Origin of the sequence: Flavobacterium swingsii (assembly GCF_900111965.1) — a bacterium.
Lineage (GTDB): Bacteria > Bacteroidota > Bacteroidia > Flavobacteriales > Flavobacteriaceae > Flavobacterium > Flavobacterium swingsii.
Map to the genome: position 1 here is coordinate 295,900 of NZ_FOJT01000003.1, position 18,368 is coordinate 314,267.

Annotated in this window: 15 protein-coding genes and 1 pseudogene; 7 read left to right on the top strand and 9 right to left on the bottom strand. The window is 34.1% G+C overall.

Annotated elements, in window-relative coordinates; genetic code table 11:
* Window positions 1-69 precede the first annotated feature (69 nt).
* The 3 genes from BM053_RS06510 to BM053_RS12215 all read left to right on the top strand — a co-directional run bounded on the left by BM053_RS06510 (window position 70) and on the right by BM053_RS12215 (window position 1,875).
* Entirely contained in the window at window positions 70-1,047 is a 978-nt protein-coding gene (locus BM053_RS06510) for a succinylglutamate desuccinylase/aspartoacylase family protein (protein WP_091475340.1), read from the top strand.
* A gap of 17 nt (window positions 1,048-1,064) precedes the next feature.
* Entirely contained in the window at window positions 1,065-1,628 is a 564-nt protein-coding gene (locus BM053_RS06515; protein WP_091475631.1) for a 5-formyltetrahydrofolate cyclo-ligase, read from the top strand.
* A 79-nt stretch (window positions 1,629-1,707) separates the two neighbouring features.
* Window positions 1,708-1,875: a quinol oxidase subunit 4 gene (locus BM053_RS12215; protein WP_244148513.1), complete on the top strand. Its 168-nt coding sequence runs from the start codon at window positions 1,708-1,710 to the stop codon at window positions 1,873-1,875.
* 57 nt (window positions 1,876-1,932) lie between these two features.
* On the opposite strand, the gene BM053_RS06525 is transcribed toward BM053_RS12215, so the two are convergent.
* From BM053_RS06525 to gdhA, 6 genes are all read right to left on the bottom strand, one after another.
* Entirely contained in the window at window positions 1,933-2,526 is a 594-nt protein-coding gene (locus BM053_RS06525; RefSeq protein WP_091475342.1) for a lipoprotein signal peptidase, read from the bottom strand.
* Between the two features lie 86 nt (window positions 2,527-2,612).
* A complete protein-coding gene (locus tag BM053_RS06530; RefSeq protein WP_091475345.1) occupies window positions 2,613-2,993 on the bottom strand; it encodes a TraR/DksA family transcriptional regulator in 381 nt (126 codons plus the stop codon).
* A gap of 7 nt (window positions 2,994-3,000) precedes the next feature.
* Complete coding sequence (ileS, locus tag BM053_RS06535) at window positions 3,001-6,459, bottom strand: isoleucine--tRNA ligase (RefSeq protein ID WP_091475348.1); 3,459 nt, start codon at window positions 6,457-6,459, stop codon at window positions 3,001-3,003.
* 190 nt (window positions 6,460-6,649) lie between these two features.
* Window positions 6,650-7,363: a DNA repair protein RecO gene (gene recO, locus BM053_RS06540; protein ID WP_091475350.1), complete on the bottom strand. Its 714-nt coding sequence runs from the start codon at window positions 7,361-7,363 to the stop codon at window positions 6,650-6,652.
* Window positions 7,364-7,368: 5 nt separating this feature from the next.
* Entirely contained in the window at window positions 7,369-9,645 is a 2,277-nt protein-coding gene (gene porZ / locus BM053_RS06545) for a type IX secretion system anionic LPS delivery protein PorZ (protein ID WP_091475352.1), read from the bottom strand.
* 125 nt (window positions 9,646-9,770) lie between these two features.
* The gene (gene gdhA / locus BM053_RS06550; RefSeq protein ID WP_091475355.1) at window positions 9,771-11,114 is read right to left on the bottom strand and encodes an NADP-specific glutamate dehydrogenase; all 1,344 of its coding nucleotides are present in this window, start codon (window positions 11,112-11,114) and stop codon (window positions 9,771-9,773) included.
* A gap of 191 nt (window positions 11,115-11,305) precedes the next feature.
* Here gdhA and BM053_RS06555 point away from each other — a divergent pair, with 191 nt between their 5' ends.
* The gene (locus BM053_RS06555) at window positions 11,306-12,121 is read left to right on the top strand and encodes a THC0290_0291 family protein (protein WP_091475633.1); all 816 of its coding nucleotides are present in this window, start codon (window positions 11,306-11,308) and stop codon (window positions 12,119-12,121) included.
* Between the two features lie 64 nt (window positions 12,122-12,185).
* Here BM053_RS06555 and BM053_RS06560 read toward each other — a convergent pair whose 3' ends face one another.
* Entirely contained in the window at window positions 12,186-12,971 is a 786-nt protein-coding gene (locus tag BM053_RS06560; RefSeq protein WP_091475357.1) for a DUF3050 domain-containing protein, read from the bottom strand.
* Between the two features lie 101 nt (window positions 12,972-13,072).
* Window positions 13,073-13,483, bottom strand: a pseudogene (locus BM053_RS06565) (TlpA family protein disulfide reductase); the annotation flags it as partial.
* Between the two features lie 199 nt (window positions 13,484-13,682).
* On the opposite strand from BM053_RS06565, the gene aspS reads away from it, so the two are divergent.
* Window positions 13,683-15,434 (top strand): aspartate--tRNA ligase, encoded by a 1,752-nt coding sequence (gene aspS / locus BM053_RS06570; protein WP_091475359.1) that lies wholly within the window; start codon window positions 13,683-13,685, stop codon window positions 15,432-15,434.
* A gap of 104 nt (window positions 15,435-15,538) precedes the next feature.
* On the top strand, window positions 15,539-15,739 hold the full coding sequence (locus BM053_RS06575) for a cold-shock protein (RefSeq protein ID WP_011962450.1): 201 nt from the start codon (window positions 15,539-15,541) through the stop codon (window positions 15,737-15,739).
* Window positions 15,740-16,102: 363 nt separating this feature from the next.
* On the opposite strand, the gene BM053_RS06580 is transcribed toward BM053_RS06575, so the two are convergent.
* The gene (locus tag BM053_RS06580) at window positions 16,103-16,543 is read right to left on the bottom strand and encodes a nucleoside deaminase (RefSeq protein WP_091475636.1); all 441 of its coding nucleotides are present in this window, start codon (window positions 16,541-16,543) and stop codon (window positions 16,103-16,105) included.
* A gap of 37 nt (window positions 16,544-16,580) precedes the next feature.
* Here BM053_RS06580 and BM053_RS06585 point away from each other — a divergent pair, with 37 nt between their 5' ends.
* A complete protein-coding gene (locus BM053_RS06585; RefSeq protein ID WP_091475361.1) occupies window positions 16,581-18,353 on the top strand; it encodes a 1-deoxy-D-xylulose-5-phosphate synthase in 1,773 nt (590 codons plus the stop codon).
* The last annotated feature ends 15 nt before the right edge of the window (window positions 18,354-18,368 follow it).

Sequence of the window (18,368 nt, forward strand, 5' to 3'; positions counted from 1 at the left end):
ATTTTTTAAAACAGTCAAATTTACGATTTCCAAAATATTATTTCTACATTTAAACTTTAAATTTATAAAATGAAAAAAACTAAGGCAATTACCATTCTTGGCGAAAGTATTAAAGCCGGCGAAAGCAAAACCATCGATATGGAAATTGCTCGTTTGCATACTACAACAAAGCTAAAGATTCCAGTAATTGTTGAACGTTCTGCTATTGATGGTCCAGTTGTTTTATTTTCTGCAGGAATTCATGGCGACGAAATAAACGGTGTTGAGGTTATTCGCCAACTAATAATTCAGAAAATAAACAAGCCAAAAACGGGAACTATAATTTGTATTCCTATTGTAAATATGTTTGGTTTTGTAAACAAATCACGCGAATTTCCTGACGGAAGAGATTTAAACCGCGTTTTTCCGGGAAGTAAAAAAGGTTCTTTAGCAAGCCGTTTTGCACATCATATTCTAGAAGAAATTATGCCAGTTGTCGATTATGCTATCGATTTTCATGCCGGTGGAGCCAGCCGATTTAATGCGCCGCAAATTAGACTTACACCAAATAATTTAGAATTAAAAAAACTGGCCGATGTTTTTGATGCGCCTTTTACCTTATATTCTAAAAACATTTCAGGTTCTTTTAGAAGTTCCGCAGATAAAATGAATGTGAAAATGTTGCTTTTTGAAGGCGGAAAATCGCTCGATATAAATAAATCAATCGCTGCTGAAGGTGTAAATGGGACGAAACGTATTTTGTCACATTTAGATATGTTAAATAACAATCATACTGCCGAAAAACAAAAAAACAAAACCATTTATATCGAAAAATCAGGTTGGTTGCGTGCCAAATGCTCGGGATTGTTTCACGATAATAATTTGATTGGTTGTTTTGTAGAAAAAGGAACTATTTTAGGTTTAATTACCGATCCTTTTGGGAAATTTGAACAAAAAGTAAAAGCGCCAGCAAATGGTTATGTGATAAACGCCAATCATTCTCCAATAGTTTACGAAGGTGATGCGATTTATCATATTTCCAATATTGTGGGTGATGGTGCGGAATAGTTTTAGTAAAATAGATGATGAATAAAAAAGAACTTCGATTAAAGTATAAAAAATTAAGACAAAATTTATCCGAAAACGATATTGAAATAATGTCGTTAGAAATTGCCAATACTATTCTGAAATTGAATATTTGGGATAAAACTTATTTTCATGTTTTTCTCCCTATCGAAGAGCAAAAAGAAGTAAATACCGAGTTTATTTTACATCTTTTACAAGGAAAAGATAAAGAAATTGTGGTTTCTAAAGCGGATTTTCAAACTCGAGAAATGACTCATTTTCTTCTGACGGATAATACTAAAATTAAAAAAAACGAATACAATATTCCAGAACCTGTAGATGGTATCGAAGTTCCAACTCATAAAATAGATGTGGTTTTTGTGCCGCTTTTAGCTTATGATAAAGTAGGAAATCGGGTAGGTTATGGCAAAGGTTTTTATGATAAGTTCCTCTCAGAATGCAATCCTGAAACCATCAAAATTGGACTTTCTTTTTTTGAGCCCGAAGAATTTATTTCTGATGTTTTTGAAAATGATGTTAGATTAGATTTTTGTGTGACGGCTGAATCGATTTATAAATTTTAATTATATATTAGCAAAAAAATAATTTACTATGAAAAGTTTAAGACCCAAATTTATCCTTTCTCTTCTGTTTTTTGTTTTGATGTCGACCTGTTTTACAAGTTGCATTGTGCATCATCCAAGAACCAGAACCGTTGTTGTAAAACAAAAACGTTTGCCTCCAGGCCAGGCCAAAAAGATTTATGGAGGAAGTGCAAAGGATTACGCTCCTGGCCAACGTAAAAAACACAAAGGACATGATCATAATTAATAAAAAAAACACGCTTAAAAAAGCGTGTTTTTTTTATAGTATCAGATAAAATATAAGTTATTTTCCAAAAGCTTTTTTATTAAAAACTATCAAAATTCCAACTCCGGTAGAAATTGCCATGTCGGCCACATTGAAAATAGCATTAAAGAAGGTGAAATGTTTTCCGCCCCAAATAGGCAACCATGTTGGTAAATCGCCGTTCCAAATGGGGAAATATAGCATATCGACAACTTTTCCGTAAAACCAGTCTCCGTAAGGTTTGTCGCTAAACAATGTTGCTAAATTGTAAGAGCTATCATCGAATATTTTTCCGTAAAAAACAGAATCTATAATATTTCCGAAAGCACCTGCCATAATTAGAGAAATAGCCACGACTAATACTGTTGGACTTTGTTTTTTTACAGCGTCCCAAAGCCAATAACCTATTCCGCCTACGGCAAGGATTCTAAATGAGGTTAGGGCTAATTTCCCGTAAATACCAGGAATTTCTACACCCCAAGCCATACCTTCGTTTTCTATAAATAGTATTTTAAACCATGATAAAACTTCGACTTCTTGGTGCAAAACAAAATGTGTTTTTACATATATTTTAGAAATTTGGTCAATCAATAAAACCAAAAAAACGATAAAATAGGCTTTCTTTAAATTCATTTTAAAATTTATTACAGGACAAAAATAAACAATATTATATAAAAAACGCTCCAAAAAGGAGCGTTTAGTAATTTATTGTCGATATATTATTTTTGTAAATTTTTTGCTTCAATACTCATTGTAGCATGAGGTACAATTTTTAAACGTTCTTTGTTTATTAATTTCCCTGTTACTTTACAAACACCGTAAGTCTTGCTTTCTATACGAACTAGCGCATTTCTCAAGTCACGAATAAATTTCTCTTGACGAATAGCCAACTGTGAGTTTGCCTCTTTAGACATCGTTTCGCTTCCTTCTTCAAATGCTTTAAACGTTGGCGATGTATCATCGGTTCCGTTATTTAAGTCATTCATGTAAGCGCTTCGTATTAAATCTAAATCTATTTTAGCTTTGTCTAATTTTCCCAAGATTAATTCTTTGAATTCTGCTAATTCTGCATCAGAAAATCTTATTTGTTCATCTACCATAATTTCTTTATTTTGAAATTAAAATCATTGTTTTTATATCATCAAACTCAATAATCGTACCGTTTTCGATACTTTCTAAAAGAATTAGTTCTTTTGTAAGTGTTTCAGATTTTATATAATCTTGGTTGTCTAAAATGGCTTGATTAATTTTGTCATTTTTTTCGACCGAAACTGTAATCTTATCAGTCACATCGTAACCAGAATCTTTTCGCAAATTTTGAATTCGGTTTACTAACTCTCTGGCAATCCCTTCTTTTCTTAATTCATCAGAAATTGTAATGTCTAATGCTACGGTGATTCCGCCTGAATTTGCAACCAACCAACCTTCAATATCTTGCGATGAGATTTCTACATCTTCTATTGATAAAGTTATGTCTTTTCCTGAAATAACAATATCTAACGTTCCTTCTTTGTCTAATTGATTAATTTGTATCGCTGTAAAACCTTGTATCTCTTTGGCAATCAATCCCATATCTTTCCCAAAACGTGGTCCAAGAGCCTTGAAATTAGGCTTTATTTGCTTTACTAAAATCCCTGAAGCATCGTCTAAAAGTTCTATTTCTTTTACGTTTACTTCAGCCATAATCAAGTCTGAAACTGCTTCTATTTCTGTTCTAAAACCGTTGTCAAGCACTGGAATCATTACCTTTTGTAATGGTTGTCGTACTTTTATCATTTCCTTCTTTCGAAGTGACAAAACCAGAGACGAAATCGTTTGTGCTTTTTGCATTCTGCTTTCTAACGATTTATCAACAAAGTTTTCAACTGATTTTGGAAACTCGGCCAAATGTACACTGTCATAATTTTCTGACTGTGTTGTTAGTGTTAAATCTCTGTAAAGTTTATCCATAAAGAATGGTGCAATAGGCGCTCCAAGCTTAGAAACAGTGATAAGGCAAGTATATAATGTTTGGTAAGCGGCAATTTTATCGTGTGCATAATCGCCTTTCCAGAAACGTCTTCTGCACAATCTTACGTACCAATTACTTAGGTTTTCTTGCACGAAATCTGAAATGGCACGAGCCGCTTTTGTTGGTTCGTAGTCCGCATAAGCGTCGTCAACAACCTTTATAAGCGTATTTAGTTCAGATAGAATCCAACGATCTATCTCTGGTCTTTCGTTTAATGGGATTTCTGCTTCGGCATATTTAAACCCATCAATATTGGCATATAACGCAAAGAAAGAGTAAGTGTTGTACAAAGTTCCGAAGAATTTACGACGTACTTCTGCAATACCTTCCATGTCAAATTTCAAATTATCCCAAGGATTTGCGTTCGAAATCATGTACCAACGCGTCGCATCTGGACCATATTCTGCTAAAGTTTCGAAAGGATCTGCAGCATTTCCTAGACGTTTAGACATTTTTTGTCCGTTTTTGTCTAAAACTAATCCGTTAGAAACTACATTTTTGTAAGCAACTTTGTCAAATACTAAAGTTCCAATAGCGTGTAAAGTATAAAACCAACCACGAGTTTGATCGACACCCTCGGCAATAAAATCCGCAGGAAAATCTTTATTTCCGTCTATTTTTTCTTTGTTTTCAAAAGGATAATGCCATTGTGCATAAGGCATAGAACCTGAATCGAACCAAACATCTATCAAATCACTTTCACGTTTCATTGGTTTCCCTGAAGCCGAAACTAAAGTGATTTCATCAACCACATTTTTATGTAAATCGATTAAATCGTAATTTGATTCATTCATATTTCCAATCTCGAAACCTTTGAAAGGATTTTCTTTTTGGAAACCTGCAGTGATTGATTTTTCGATTTCGTTGTATAATTCTTCAACCGAACCAATTAGGATTTCTTCAGTTCCTTCTTCATTTCTCCAAATTGGTAAGGGAATTCCCCAAAAACGAGAACGAGAAAGATTCCAGTCATTGGCATTTTTTAGCCAATTCCCGAAACGTCCTTCGCCAGTTGCTTTAGGCTTCCAGTTGATGGTTTCGTTGAGGCCGAACATTCTGTCACGAACTTCTGTGATTTTGATAAACCAAGAATCTAGCGGATAATATAAAATTGGGGTGTCAGTTCTCCAACAATGTGGGTAACTGTGCACATATTTTTCTACTTTGAATGCTTTGTTTTCTTCTTTTAGTTGAATAGCGATTTCAACATCAATCGAACGTTCTGGTGCTACTTCATCAGTATAATATTCGTTTTTGACATATTTTCCAGAATAATCACCCAAACCATTGATGAATTTACCCTGTAAATTTACTAATGGCACAGGATTTCCGTTTTCGTCTAAAACTAACATTGGCGGAACTTCTGGCGTTGCTTCTTTGGCTACTTTTGCATCATCGGCACCAAAAGTTGGAGCGGTATGTACAATTCCAGTTCCGTCTTCGGTGGTAACAAAATCGCCTGAAATTACTCTAAAAGCATTTTCTGGATTTTGGTATGGCAAAGCCAAAGGCATTAATTGCTCGTAACGAATTCCTACTAAATCAGCACCTTTACATTCGGCTATGACTTGATATGGAATTTTTTTGTCACCTTCTTTAAAATTCTCAAAATCGGAAACTTCATTTGATTCAAAAAAACCTTTTCCGAATTGTTTTCCAACTAAATTTTTAGCTAAAATTACATTTATATGTTTGAAAGTATATTGGTTGAATGTTTTTACTAAAACATAATCAATTTTTGGACCAACTGTTAATGCTGTATTTGAAGGCAAAGTCCAAGGAGTTGTTGTCCAAGCTAAAAACTGAAAAAGTCCTCTCATTGAACCTTCTCCGAAGAAAAGAGGATAATGTAATTTGAATGCTTTTTCAACTGTGTTTTCAGGTGTTTCTCCATTAACATATAGCTTTGCTCTAAACTGAGCTACTATAGTAGTGTCTGTAACATCACGATAAGAACCGGGTTGGTTTACTTCGTGCGATGATAATCCTGTTCCTGCTTTAGGCGAATAGGGTTGTATGGTGTAGCCTTTGTACATCAAATCTTTGTTATAGATTTGTTTCAGAATCCACCAAACGGATTCCATGTATTTGGGTTTGTAGGTTACGTACGGATCTTGCATATCGACCCAATAACCCATTTTTTCTGTCAAATCATTCCATACGTCAGTGTAACGCATGACTGTTTTTTTACAGGCTTCGTTATATTCTTCGATAGAAATTGTTTTTCCTATGTCTTCTTTGGTAATTCCTAATTCTTTTTCGGTACCTAATTCTACAGGTAAACCGTGTGTATCCCAACCTGCTTTACGTTTTACTTGAAAGCCTTTTTGGGTTTTATAACGACAAAAAATATCTTTAATAGCACGTGCCATCACGTGGTGAATTCCTGGTAATCCGTTGGCAGATGGTGGCCCTTCGAAAAACACGAATGGCGTGTTGCCTTCGCGAGTGGTTACACTCTTTTCGAAGATGTTTTCTTTTTTCCAAAAATCAAGGATTTCTGATGCTACCGTTGGTAGATTAAGTCCTTTGTATTCAGTGAATTTAGTGCTCATTTTGTCCTTTTCTTAAATCGTGGTGCGAAAGTAAGAAATTAAGTCGAAAGGCGAAAGTCGAAAGCTGAAAGTTTGTGCTTTGCGTGAGGGATTGAAATGAAAAGCCCACAGCCTGACGAAGGAAGTGCGAGGACTTGTAATGGAAAGCCCGACCCTTTTCGGGTCACGCTCAAAGTTTGATAATAATAATTTAAGAAAAAACTTCTTTGAGAACGTCTAATGATTTTGGTTTTTTGAAACCGTCGAGATGGAAACTGTAATAATCGATGAGGACTTTTAGCAGAATCTGGCGTTCGATAATATGGAAGTTTTTTTGGTCGTTATCAAACTTTAAATCGAGTAGTTTTTTAAATAAATTAGTCTCGTGTTCTGTGAGCGAACTTATGGCATGAAAAGGCGAAAAAACACCTTCAGTCATTTCGAAAAATTTGTATTCTGTATTTGAAGTATCGGGATAAAACCCTAAATATTTCGTGGTTTCTAAGAGTAAAATGAGATGAAAATTAGCGATCTCGTCATGATTATCTAACCAATGTAAAGCGGTTTCGAGAAAGGTAAAAAAGGCTTCGTTTTTTTCTTCTTCGTGAATGGAATGGTGTAAAATTTCGGAAATAAACATCACGATAGTGCTTTTTACAACATCGGAATGTATGGAATGAAATGGGGTTGCAATTTTTATTTCTTTAAAATTTTCTAAAGTGCCTTTGTTCTTGTGAACAGCTTCGATTTCTAGAATTGTTAATGGCTGAAAATAAGCAATTTTTTGATTGGATTTTCTAGAAGAAAAGGCATCACGAACAAAGTAAGATTTGAGCCCGTCGGAAAGAGTAAAACATTTGACTATCAAGCTTTTTTCTTGGTATTTGATCGAGGAAATTACGATGGCTTTGGTTTTAATTTGCATTCGTTTTACCTTACAATCATTACTTTTTTGACTTTGGTTTCTGCTCCATCATCGGAAGAGAGGAAAATCATATAAACGCCTGAGGCTACTTTGTATTTTCCGAATGCTTTGGTGTCCCAAATTATGGTTCCACCTTCAGAAATTTCTTCGTGAACTAGGTTTCCTTCAATGTCGGTAATTTTTACGTTGGCCTTGTCCATAAGCCCAGTTACAAATACACTTCCGCTGTATTCTGGTCTTACAGGATTTGGATAAACGATTACATTTTCGAAGTTTTCGGCACCATTTGTTGCTGTTCCTCTGAAGGATACCATTCCTGCTTCGGTGGCTATAAAAACTTCTCCAGTTAGGACATTAATATCAATATCCATTATTGTATTGCTTGGCAGTGGAGAGTTTTCTTTGGTAAAGATATTGAACGTTTTTTGCCCGTCGGAAGAAATGTAAAACAAACCAGCTCCTGCAGTACTAATCCATTTATTATTTGCGCCATCGACTACGATATCGGTAATAAATTGAGCATATAAAAGTTCTTGAGCCAAATCGTCTTCGAGAATAATAATTGAGTTTGTAGTTAACTCGTTTTGGGTAAGAAATGAATCTACATTTTGTAGTATTCTTAATCCAGAGGTTGTTCCAATCCAGAGTTTGTTCTTGTTGTCTACCGCAACAGCTCTTACATCATATGTTGGAAGATTTCCTTCGTCTTGACCTTCTCTTATAGTAAGACATTTGTTGCCATATTTTTCGTTAAATCCAACCAATCCTTCATAAAAAGCACACACCCATTTCGTTCCGTTTTTATCAATAGCTAATCTTCCGTAAGCTGTGGAAAGTGGGTCTACAAGGCTTGTTAGTGGAAATCCTTGCCATTGCCCGTCAGTTTTTAGAACATGCAGTCCTTTGTTTACTAATGAATTTGTCACCCATAAGTTTCCATCCTTGTCGAAAGCAGAGCCATTTATTCTAATGTCATCAGGGACTTGTCCTGCAATTGTTTGTAAACTACTGTTTGAGGTGTTAAATATTGTGGTAGGAATATTATTTTCAAATTTTAATAATCCAGAATAATAGGAGCTAAAGAAAACTTGATTTTCATTTTTTGGATTTACTATAACTCGACTAATTGATTTTGCGCCAAATAAATCTTGGTAAGGAGTTGATGTCCATGAATTATTAGAATCGTATTTACTTACACCATAAGAATCTAAAGGATAAGGGTTGTAAGTAACATTGTAATCGCCATATACCGCCCATAGTCCGTTTGAAAAAGATTGCACTGCGAAAAGCTTGTTTCTATCAGGGCCATTTGGTGTGATGTTCTCGAAAACGGTAGGGTTGTTTAATAATGTCGTGAAAATACCATTTCCTTGCGTTCCTATATAAATCTTGTCACTTATAACTGTAGCACAATTAAAATTAGCTGTTATGTTGGGAATGTTTGTTATATGTAAAATTTCTGTTAATGACTCGTTGTATGCATAAATGTTATTTTGAGTGGTTACAATTAAATGATTACCATTGTGTCTCATGTCTAAAGGAACTTGAGGATAACTTGTAATAAGATTAGGGTTGTCGCTAATTAATTTATAAATAGATCCGCTTAAACTAACGGCGACTAATTCAGTATTAGTTGCCTGAATACTTAACCAACTTCCAGATGAAATATTTGTCCATTGGTTGAAATCTATTAGATTTGGATTTGTGACAACTGCTTTTAAAAGCCCGTAACCATTAGCAACGGCATAAATGAATCCGTTGTAAATAGTTGTTTGAAAAATTTCGACATTTGAACCCCCAGGTCCAATAAAATAAGTGTCGCCAAACTCTGAAAGATTTAAATCATAAACTGAAATACCAAAATCTGTGGAAATATAAATTTTACCATTATATTCCATGAAATGGTTGATTCTTTTTTTGTTGGGCGGAACCGATGGTTTGTTTAATATATCAACCACGTTTAACATGCTTCCATCAAGGTCATTTACAATAATAATTAATCCGTCAGCATGACCGATAAGTGTTTTTTTGTAAGTTTCGCTGTGGTAAATTTGAGTAATGTTTTGCCCAGATAATCCATCAATAGTTGAAATTTTAGAAATTTCATTTGTGGTTAAGTTTCTTTTGAAATAAGCATTTTCTGCTGCGGCATAAATTTGAGTTGTGCTTTCTGAAATATCTTTAATAGCATTATAGGAGAAATAACCTTTCCATAACTTACTGTCTTGAGCGTGTCCGAAAGTTGAAATTAATAAAAGGATATATAAAAAAACGTTTTTCATTTGTGGGAATTTAGCAATTACAAATATAGAATAAAAACGATTTTATTTTGGGTTTAATATACTTGTGTATAAAAAAAGTGTTCACCTAAGTGAACACTTTCATATTTATTATAAAGTTGAATGAATTAGACCACTCCTTGACCTAACATTGCATCGGCTACTTTTACGAAACCAGCAATATTTGCTCCTTTTACATAATCAACATATCCGTTTCCGTCAGAACCATATTCTACACATGCTTCGTGAATGTCTTTCATGATAACTTTTAATCTATCGTCAACTTCTTCTGAAGTCCAGCTTAATCTCAATGAGTTTTGAGACATTTCAAGACCTGAAGTTGCAACTCCACCAGCATTAGATGCTTTTCCTGGAGCGAATAATATTTTTGCATTTTGGAAAACAGTAACTGCTTCTGGTGTAGAAGGCATGTTTGCTCCTTCAGCCACACAGATACATCCGTTAGCTACAAGTGTTTTTGCTTCTTCTTCGTTCAATTCGTTTTGAGTTGCGCAAGGTAAAGCGATATCACATTTTACTTCCCAAGGACGTTTTCCTGCAATATATTTAGCACTTGGATATTTTGTTACATAATCAGAAATTCTTCCGTAGTTTACGTTTTTAATTTCCATTACGTAAGCTAGTTTTTCTTTGTCAATTCCATCGGCATCATAAATATAACCAGCTGAATCTGACATTGTAACTACTTTTCCGCCTAATTGAGTTGCTTTTTCTGTAGCATATTGTGCTACGTTTCCAGAACCTGAAACAACAACAGTCTTTCCGTCAAAACTTTGACCTTTTGTTTTTAACATACTGTAAGCGAAGTAAACATCACCATATCCAGTAGCTTCTGGGCGGATTAATGATCCTCCGAAAGAAATTCCTTTACCAGTTAAAACTCCTGTAAATTCGTTTCTAATTCTTTTGTATTGACCAAACATATAACCAACTTCTCTTCCTCCAACACCAATATCTCCAGCAGGAACGTCAGTGTTTCCACCAATGTGCTTGCACAATTCTGTCATAAATGCTTGACAAAATTTCATAATTTCGTTGTCAGATTTTCCTTTCGGATCAAAATCAGCTCCACCTTTTCCTCCACCCATTGGCAAAGTAGTTAAGCTGTTTTTGAAAGTTTGTTCGAAAGCTAAAAATTTAAGAATACTTAAATTTACTGAAGGGTGAAAACGAATTCCTCCTTTGTATGGTCCAATGGCAGAACTCATCTGAATACGGTAACCACGGTTTACTTGTGTGTTTCCTGCATCATCTAACCAAACCACTCTAAACATGATCACACGTTCTGCTTCGACCATTCTTTCCAAAAGCATTTTGCCTTGGTATTTTTTATTTTTTTCAATAAAAGGAATTACTGTTTCAGCAACTTCTTTAACTGCCTGCATAAATTCAGGCTCATTTGGGTTTCTTTTACCTACTGCTTCAATAAAAGCATCAATACTTTGTGACATGATTTATAGATTATTAACGTTTGAAAAAACGTTTTCGTTACGAATAGCAAATATACATTTTATAAAAATATAGCAAAGAAATATTTGTATTAAAGTCATATTTGAATTAATATATAAAAAATATCCTTTTTTTTTTTGAAATGTTTGATGTTTTTATATATTTGTCAGATAATGCATTAAAATTTTCAATCATGCCCAAATATTTTAGCTTAATCATTTTGTTTCTTCTTGCTTCAATTAATACGGTACAAGCACAGTTTGGTTTCTCTCATGAAGTGGGAGTAATTGCTGGACCTGTTGCTTTTCAGTCTGATTATGGAGTAAGGCACGATTTTAAAACAAATGCAGGAAACACAGGAATTGGAGTTGGACTCGTACATTATCTGAATTTTTCTTACAGGGCAGATTGTAACTGCTATACGCCAGAAACGTATTTTAACGATCACTTCAAATTGAGAAGCGAAATATCTTACAGTAAAACTAAGTTAAATCATTTTGGTGAATGGGTTACTCCTGAGAAACTTGCTAAATCTGAGGAGTCTAGAAAACTAAAAGCGATGGAAGGAAGTACAGCTGTTACCGATATTGGTATGCAGTTAGAATTTTTCCCTTTAAGTATTAGAGATTTTGCAGCTACTGATGGTTCATTTGCTCCTTTTATAAGTTTAGGAGGGCATTTTAGTTTTTATAATCCTGATGTTTCTACTAGTTATGGTAATGGAAAGCTAATAGAAGACAATGTTTTTTCTCCTAAATACTGGGTTCCATCAGACGGTGAAGCTCATGGTTTTACAAACAACGGTGGTAGTGTTTGGTCTGTAGTTGCAAGTGTTGGAACTAGGTATAAACTAACACCACTTTCTGATTTAATGTTAGATTTACGAGGACAATATTATTTTTCTAACTGGGTTGATGGTTTAAATCCTAATCCAGCAGTTTATAAAGAAAATAAAGCAAATGATTGGAATATTTGGTTAAATTTTGGATATATTTATTATTTAGATTAATTTATTCTAAACACATATTTACATAAAAAAACGAGTCTCTTCCAAAAAGAAGAAACTCGTTTTTTTATGAGGTTACCAATTGACTTTGGTTTATTTGTTCTTCAATCGCATCCCAAAGACCAATTCGTTTTTCTAATGCTTGAATCGAAATAGATTCAATTTCTTTCCATTTATTAGAATCGGTTCCGCAAAGTTCGGTTATCATTTGCATAGCCATTGGGCCGTGTTCGTCGGCGTCTAATTCAATATGTCTTTCAAAATAATAGATTAATTTACTCAAATCGGTTGCTGGGAAATTAATCTGAAAATTCTTCAGGATTTCGGTAAACATTAATGGAATTAAATCTTCTCTTCCAAAAGTAAAAGCAGCAGCAATATTGTGTGGTTTTCCTTCATTAATTACAGTGAAAGTAAAATCTAAAAAAGCTTTGATGTTGGGATGTAAATTACTTTGTTTAATAGCAATAAATACATTTTGTAACGAATGAACTTCCGATAAAAAACGTGTAATCTCACTTGTCTTTGCGCCACAGGCATCCATCGCTTCAATATACATCTCATAATGACTTTGGCGACGACCGTCAAGGGTTAAATCGGTTTCTTCGGCAAGGACAATTTCATTAATCAAATAACGAATTTCTGGATTGCTAGTTGCAAACCAAGGTGTTGTGGTGCAGGTTAGTTTAGATTGTAGTGCTTTTAGTAATGACATAAAATCCCAAACCGCATATACATGATTTTCAAGAAAATGATGTAAATCGCCAATGGTTTGTATTTTTTTGTATAATGAATGTTGTAATAAGATGTCTTTTTGAGGCTGTATCTTATCGTTTATGGTCTGAATGTTCATAGTCTAAATTTGTGACAAAAATATAAAAGCTTCCCGTTTCTAAGAGGCTTTTGTAATATATATTAGTTATTATTTAATCGATAAATCTTATTTGAAAAGGATTAATTTAACAATTTATCAAATAGCGCTCCTAATTTCGAATCAGAAGGTCTTTCAGTATCAGTATTTATGATTTTTCCTGTTGGATCAATTAAAATGAATCTAGGAATACTATTGATGTTAAGACTTTTTACAAAATCCGAATTCCAATCGTTATCGGCAAAAAGTTGTATTCCGCCTAATTGTTTGTCGCTTACAAATTTTTTCCATTTTTCAAAATCTTTTTGAACATCTATCGAAATACTAACAAATTCGATATTTTTTCCGTGATATTTTTCTTCTATTTTTTGTAAAAAAGGAATTTCTCTACGACAAGGACCGCACCAAGTTGCCCAAACATCGATATACGCATATTTGCCTTTTAGGTCTTCTAGTTTTGTGGTGCCTCCTTTGTGATTTACATAATTAAATGTTACTACGTTTTTAGATTGCCCAAAGCTGTAAATAGAAGAAAAAGTGATTAATGCAATTAGAAAGTATTTTTTCATCAGTGTTGTTTTAATTATAGGTAGTCAAACTTACAATCTATTTGAATTATTTTGAATATAATTTTCTTTTTTTTAACTTTTAACATCAAACAAAATAGTATTTTTGCAACCTAAAATTTAGGTAATGTACAGAAGTCATAATTGCGGCGAACTAAACGCTACACACATAAATACAGAAGTTACACTGTCAGGATGGGTTCAGAAATCTCGAGACAAAGGGTTTATGAATTGGGTCGATTTGCGTGACCGTTACGGAATTACACAACTAATGTTCGACGAAAGTCGTTCAGATAAAACAGTTTTTGAATTGGCTAAAACTCTTGGTCGTGAATTTGTTATTCAAGTAAAAGGGATGGTTATAGAGCGTGAAGCTAAAAATAAAAATATTCCAACGGGAGAAATAGAAATTTTAGTTACCGAAATGACTATTCTAAACGCTTCAATTACGCCACCATTTACAATTGAAGACGAAACCGATGGAGGAGAAGATATTCGAATGAAATATCGTTACCTTGACATTAGACGAAATCCTGTAAAAAACAGTTTGCTTTTTCGTCATAAAGTAGCGATGGAAGTTCGTAAATATTTATCGGATTTAGATTTTTGTGAAGTAGAAACACCTTATTTAATCAAGTCAACTCCAGAAGGAGCAAGGGATTTTGTGGTTCCATCTAGAATGAATGAAGGTCAGTTTTATGCTTTGCCACAATCGCCACAAACATTCAAACAATTATTGATGGTGGGCGGAATGGATAAATATTTTCAAATCGTAAAATGTTTCCGTGATGAAGATTTACGTGCCGATCGTCAGCCAGAATTTACACAAATAGATTGCGAAATGGCATTTGTAGAACAAGAAGATATTTTGAATGTTTTCGAAGGACTAACACGTCATTTATTAAAAGAAATAAAAGGAATTGAAGTAGAAAAGTTTCCTCGTATTACTTATGATTATGCGATGAGAACCTACGGAAATGACAAACCAGATATTCGTTTCGGAATGGAATTTGGCGAACTAAACGAATATGCAAAACACAAAGATTTTCCAGTTTTTAATGCTGCCGAATTAGTTGTAGCAATTGCAGTTCCGGGAGTTGGAGAATATTCTCGTAAAGAAATAGATGCACTTATCGAATGGGTAAAACGCCCACAAGTAGGCGCTTCGGGAATGGTTTATGTAAAATGTAACGAAGATGGAACTTATAAATCATCGGTAGATAAATTTTACGATCAAGGAGATTTAAGCAATTGGGCAAAAGTAACTGGAGCAAAAGCAGGAGATATGATTTTTGTACTTTCTGGTCCAGCCGATAAAACCAGAGCGCAACTTTCTGCACTTAGAATGGAGTTAGCAACACGTTTAGGTCTAAGAAACCCAGCAGAATTCGCGCCACTTTGGGTAATAGATTTCCCATTGTTAGAGTTCGATGAAGAATCTGGCCGTTACCACGCGATGCACCATCCATTTACTTCACCTAAGCCAGAAGACATGCATTTGTTAGAAACTGACCCAAAATCGGTTCGTGCCAATGCTTATGATATGGTTCTAAATGGAAATGAAATTGGCGGAGGTTCTATCAGAATTCATGACAAAGCCACACAAGCATTAATGTTTAAATATTTAGGATTTACCGAAGAAGAAGCAAGAAATCAGTTCGGATTTTTGATGGACGCTTTTCAGTTTGGAGCACCACCACACGGCGGATTGGCTTTCGGATTAGATAGATTAGTAGCCATTTTGGGCGGGCAGGAAACAATTCGTGATTTTATTGCCTTTCCGAAGAATAATTCAGGAAGAGATGTCATGATTGATGCACCTTCAAGTATCGACGAAAGTCAGCTAAAAGAGTTGCATATTCAATTAGATTTGAAATAGAAAGTGCTGATTATCAATATTTTTAAAAAATATTAACCCAAATATGCATTTGTATTATTTTAAAGATTACATTTGCTACATTATAAATTATTATTACAATTAAAATGCGCACAGGAACAGTAAAATTTTTCAATGAATCTAAAGGTTACGGATTTATTACAGACGACGAAACAGGAAAAGACATTTTCGTACACGCTTCAGGTATCAAAGCTGAAGAGTTAAGAGAAGGAGACAAAGTTTCTTACGAAGAAGAAGAAGGAAGAAAAGGTAGAGTAGCTGCTCAAGTAGTAGTTATCGAAGGATAATAAATTATTTTTTGGCATACCGAAAAACTAACCGTTTCATATGAAGCGGTTTTTTTATGCATTTAATTTAAATATTCAGGAGCTAATCCAGCTATACATTACAACTTTTTCTCAAAATGATTTGTTTTCATTACAAAAAAGGAGCTTCCTCTGGTCGCTCTTTTTTCCAAGAAAACAATATCATTTTTTCGAGCAAAGTTTCCATTTCTATCTGGGCTAAAATCATCAAGAATCAAAAATTACGAATTGTGTTAATAATAAATTTCAGATAGTCCCAACTTAAATGTCCTTATATGACTTATATGGTTTAAAAGTATTTTTCGCTGTTGCTTGATTCGTAATTTTTAATACGTAATTAATATTTCAGCGTTTTTTCTTAAAAAAATCCTTCATCAATTCCCCACATTCATCTTCTAAAACACCACTAACCACAACGGTTTTAGGATGCAATTGCGTTCCCATTTTAGTAAAACCACGTTGGGCATCACTAGCACCATATACAATTTTAGAAATCTGACTCCAATATAAAGCACCTGCACACATTTGGCAAGGCTCGAGCGTAACATATAATGTGCAGTTGGTTAAATATTTTCCACCCAAAAAATTTGCCGATGCAGTAATGGCTTGCATTTCGGCGTGAGCGGTAACGTCATTTAATAATTCGGTTAGATTGTGACTTTTAGCAATTACTCGATTGTTTATAACTACAATAGCGCCCACGGGAATTTCATCTTTATCAAAAGCTGTATAGGCTTCTTGCAAAGCCTTTTTCATAAAATATTCGTCGGTGAAAATGTTTTCCATAAAGCAAAAATAAGAATTCAATTTGTACATTTGCTTTATGTCTGATAATTTACTTCAAAATATAAACAATCCAAAAGATTTACGTCAGTTAGACATAAATCAATTACCACAAGTTGCCCAAGAATTACGTGATTTTATTATCGATGTAGTTTCAAAAAACGAAGGACATCTTGGCGCAAGTCTTGGAGTTGTTGAGTTAACAATAGCTTTGCATTATGTGTTTGATACACCTGATGATGTATTGGTTTGGGACGTTGGTCATCAAGCTTATGGGCATAAAATTTTAACAGGAAGACGAGAAAATTTTCATACAAATCGTAAGTTAGGAGGGATATCTGGTTTTCCTAAACGAAGCGAAAGTGTTTACGATACGTTTGGAGTTGGACATTCCTCAACTTCAATTTCTGCAGCGTTAGGAATGGCGATTGCTTCTTATATTAAAGGAGATTTTAATAAACAACACATTGCAGTTATTGGTGATGCGTCAATTGCTAGCGGAATGGCTTTTGAAGGGTTGAATCACGCCGGAGTAACTGATGCGAATTTATTGGTAATCCTAAATGATAATGCTATAGGAATCGATCCAAGTGTTGGAGCACTTAAAGATTATCTCACTGCTGTGAAAGAAGGAAAGAATCACAAGGATAACAATATGATTAAGTCTCTGAATTTCGATTATTCAGGGCCAATAGATGGTCATGATATTTTTGCGGTTATCAAAGAATTGAAGCGATTACAAAAGATAAAAGGACCAAAATTCCTTCATATCATTACAACCAAAGGCAAAGGATTGCAACTTGCGGAAGAAGATCAGGTAAAATACCATGCGCCAGGAAAATTTGATGCTTATACAGGAAAAATTCATTTAAAATCAGAAGAAAATCTGCCTCCAAAATTTCAAGATGTTTTTGGATTGACTTTAGTAGAATTAGCCAATAAAAATAAAAAAATAATAGGAATTACGCCTGCTATGCCATCTGGGTCTTCTATGAAATTTATGATGGAAGCTTTTCCTAATCGCGCTTTCGATGTGGGAATTGCCGAACAGCATGCAGTAACTTTATCAGCAGGAATGGCAACGCAAGGAATGGTTGTTTTTTGCAATATTTATTCAACATTTATGCAAAGAGCCTATGATCAGATTATTCATGATGTGGCTTTGCAAAACCTCCCAATTATTTTTTGTTTGGATAGAGCTGGTTTGGTTGGTGAAGATGGTGCAACGCATCATGGCGTTTTCGATATTTCTTATTTGAATTGTATTCCTAATATGATTATTTATGCACCAATAAATGAAATTGAATTGCGGAATATTATGTTCACAGCTCAATTAGGATTAAAGCATCCAATTGCGATTCGTTATCCTCGCGGTCGTGGCGTAATTCAAAATTGGCAATTACCATTTGAACAAGTTGAAATGGGTAAAGGAATTCAATTAAAAAATGGTTCTAAAGTTGCTGTATTATCTACAGGAACTATTGGCAATAATGTTGTTGAAGCACTTGCTAAAATTAAAAATCCAAACTTGTTTTCTCATTACCATTTTCCTTTTGTAAAGCCTCTAGATGAAGTTTTGCTTAAAGAAATATGTATGGAATATGATGAGATTATAACTCTCGAGGAGAATACAATAATTGGTGGTTTCGGAAGTATTGTTAATCAATTTTCGAGTAGTAATAAATGCGGTATTTTAATTAAAAATCTAGGAATTCCAGATCATTTTATCGAACATGGTTCTGTATTAGAACTTCAAAAATTATGTAAGATTGATGCTGTAAGTTTGATTGAATTATTTGATTCTATTGTATAAAAAAAACGTTCACAA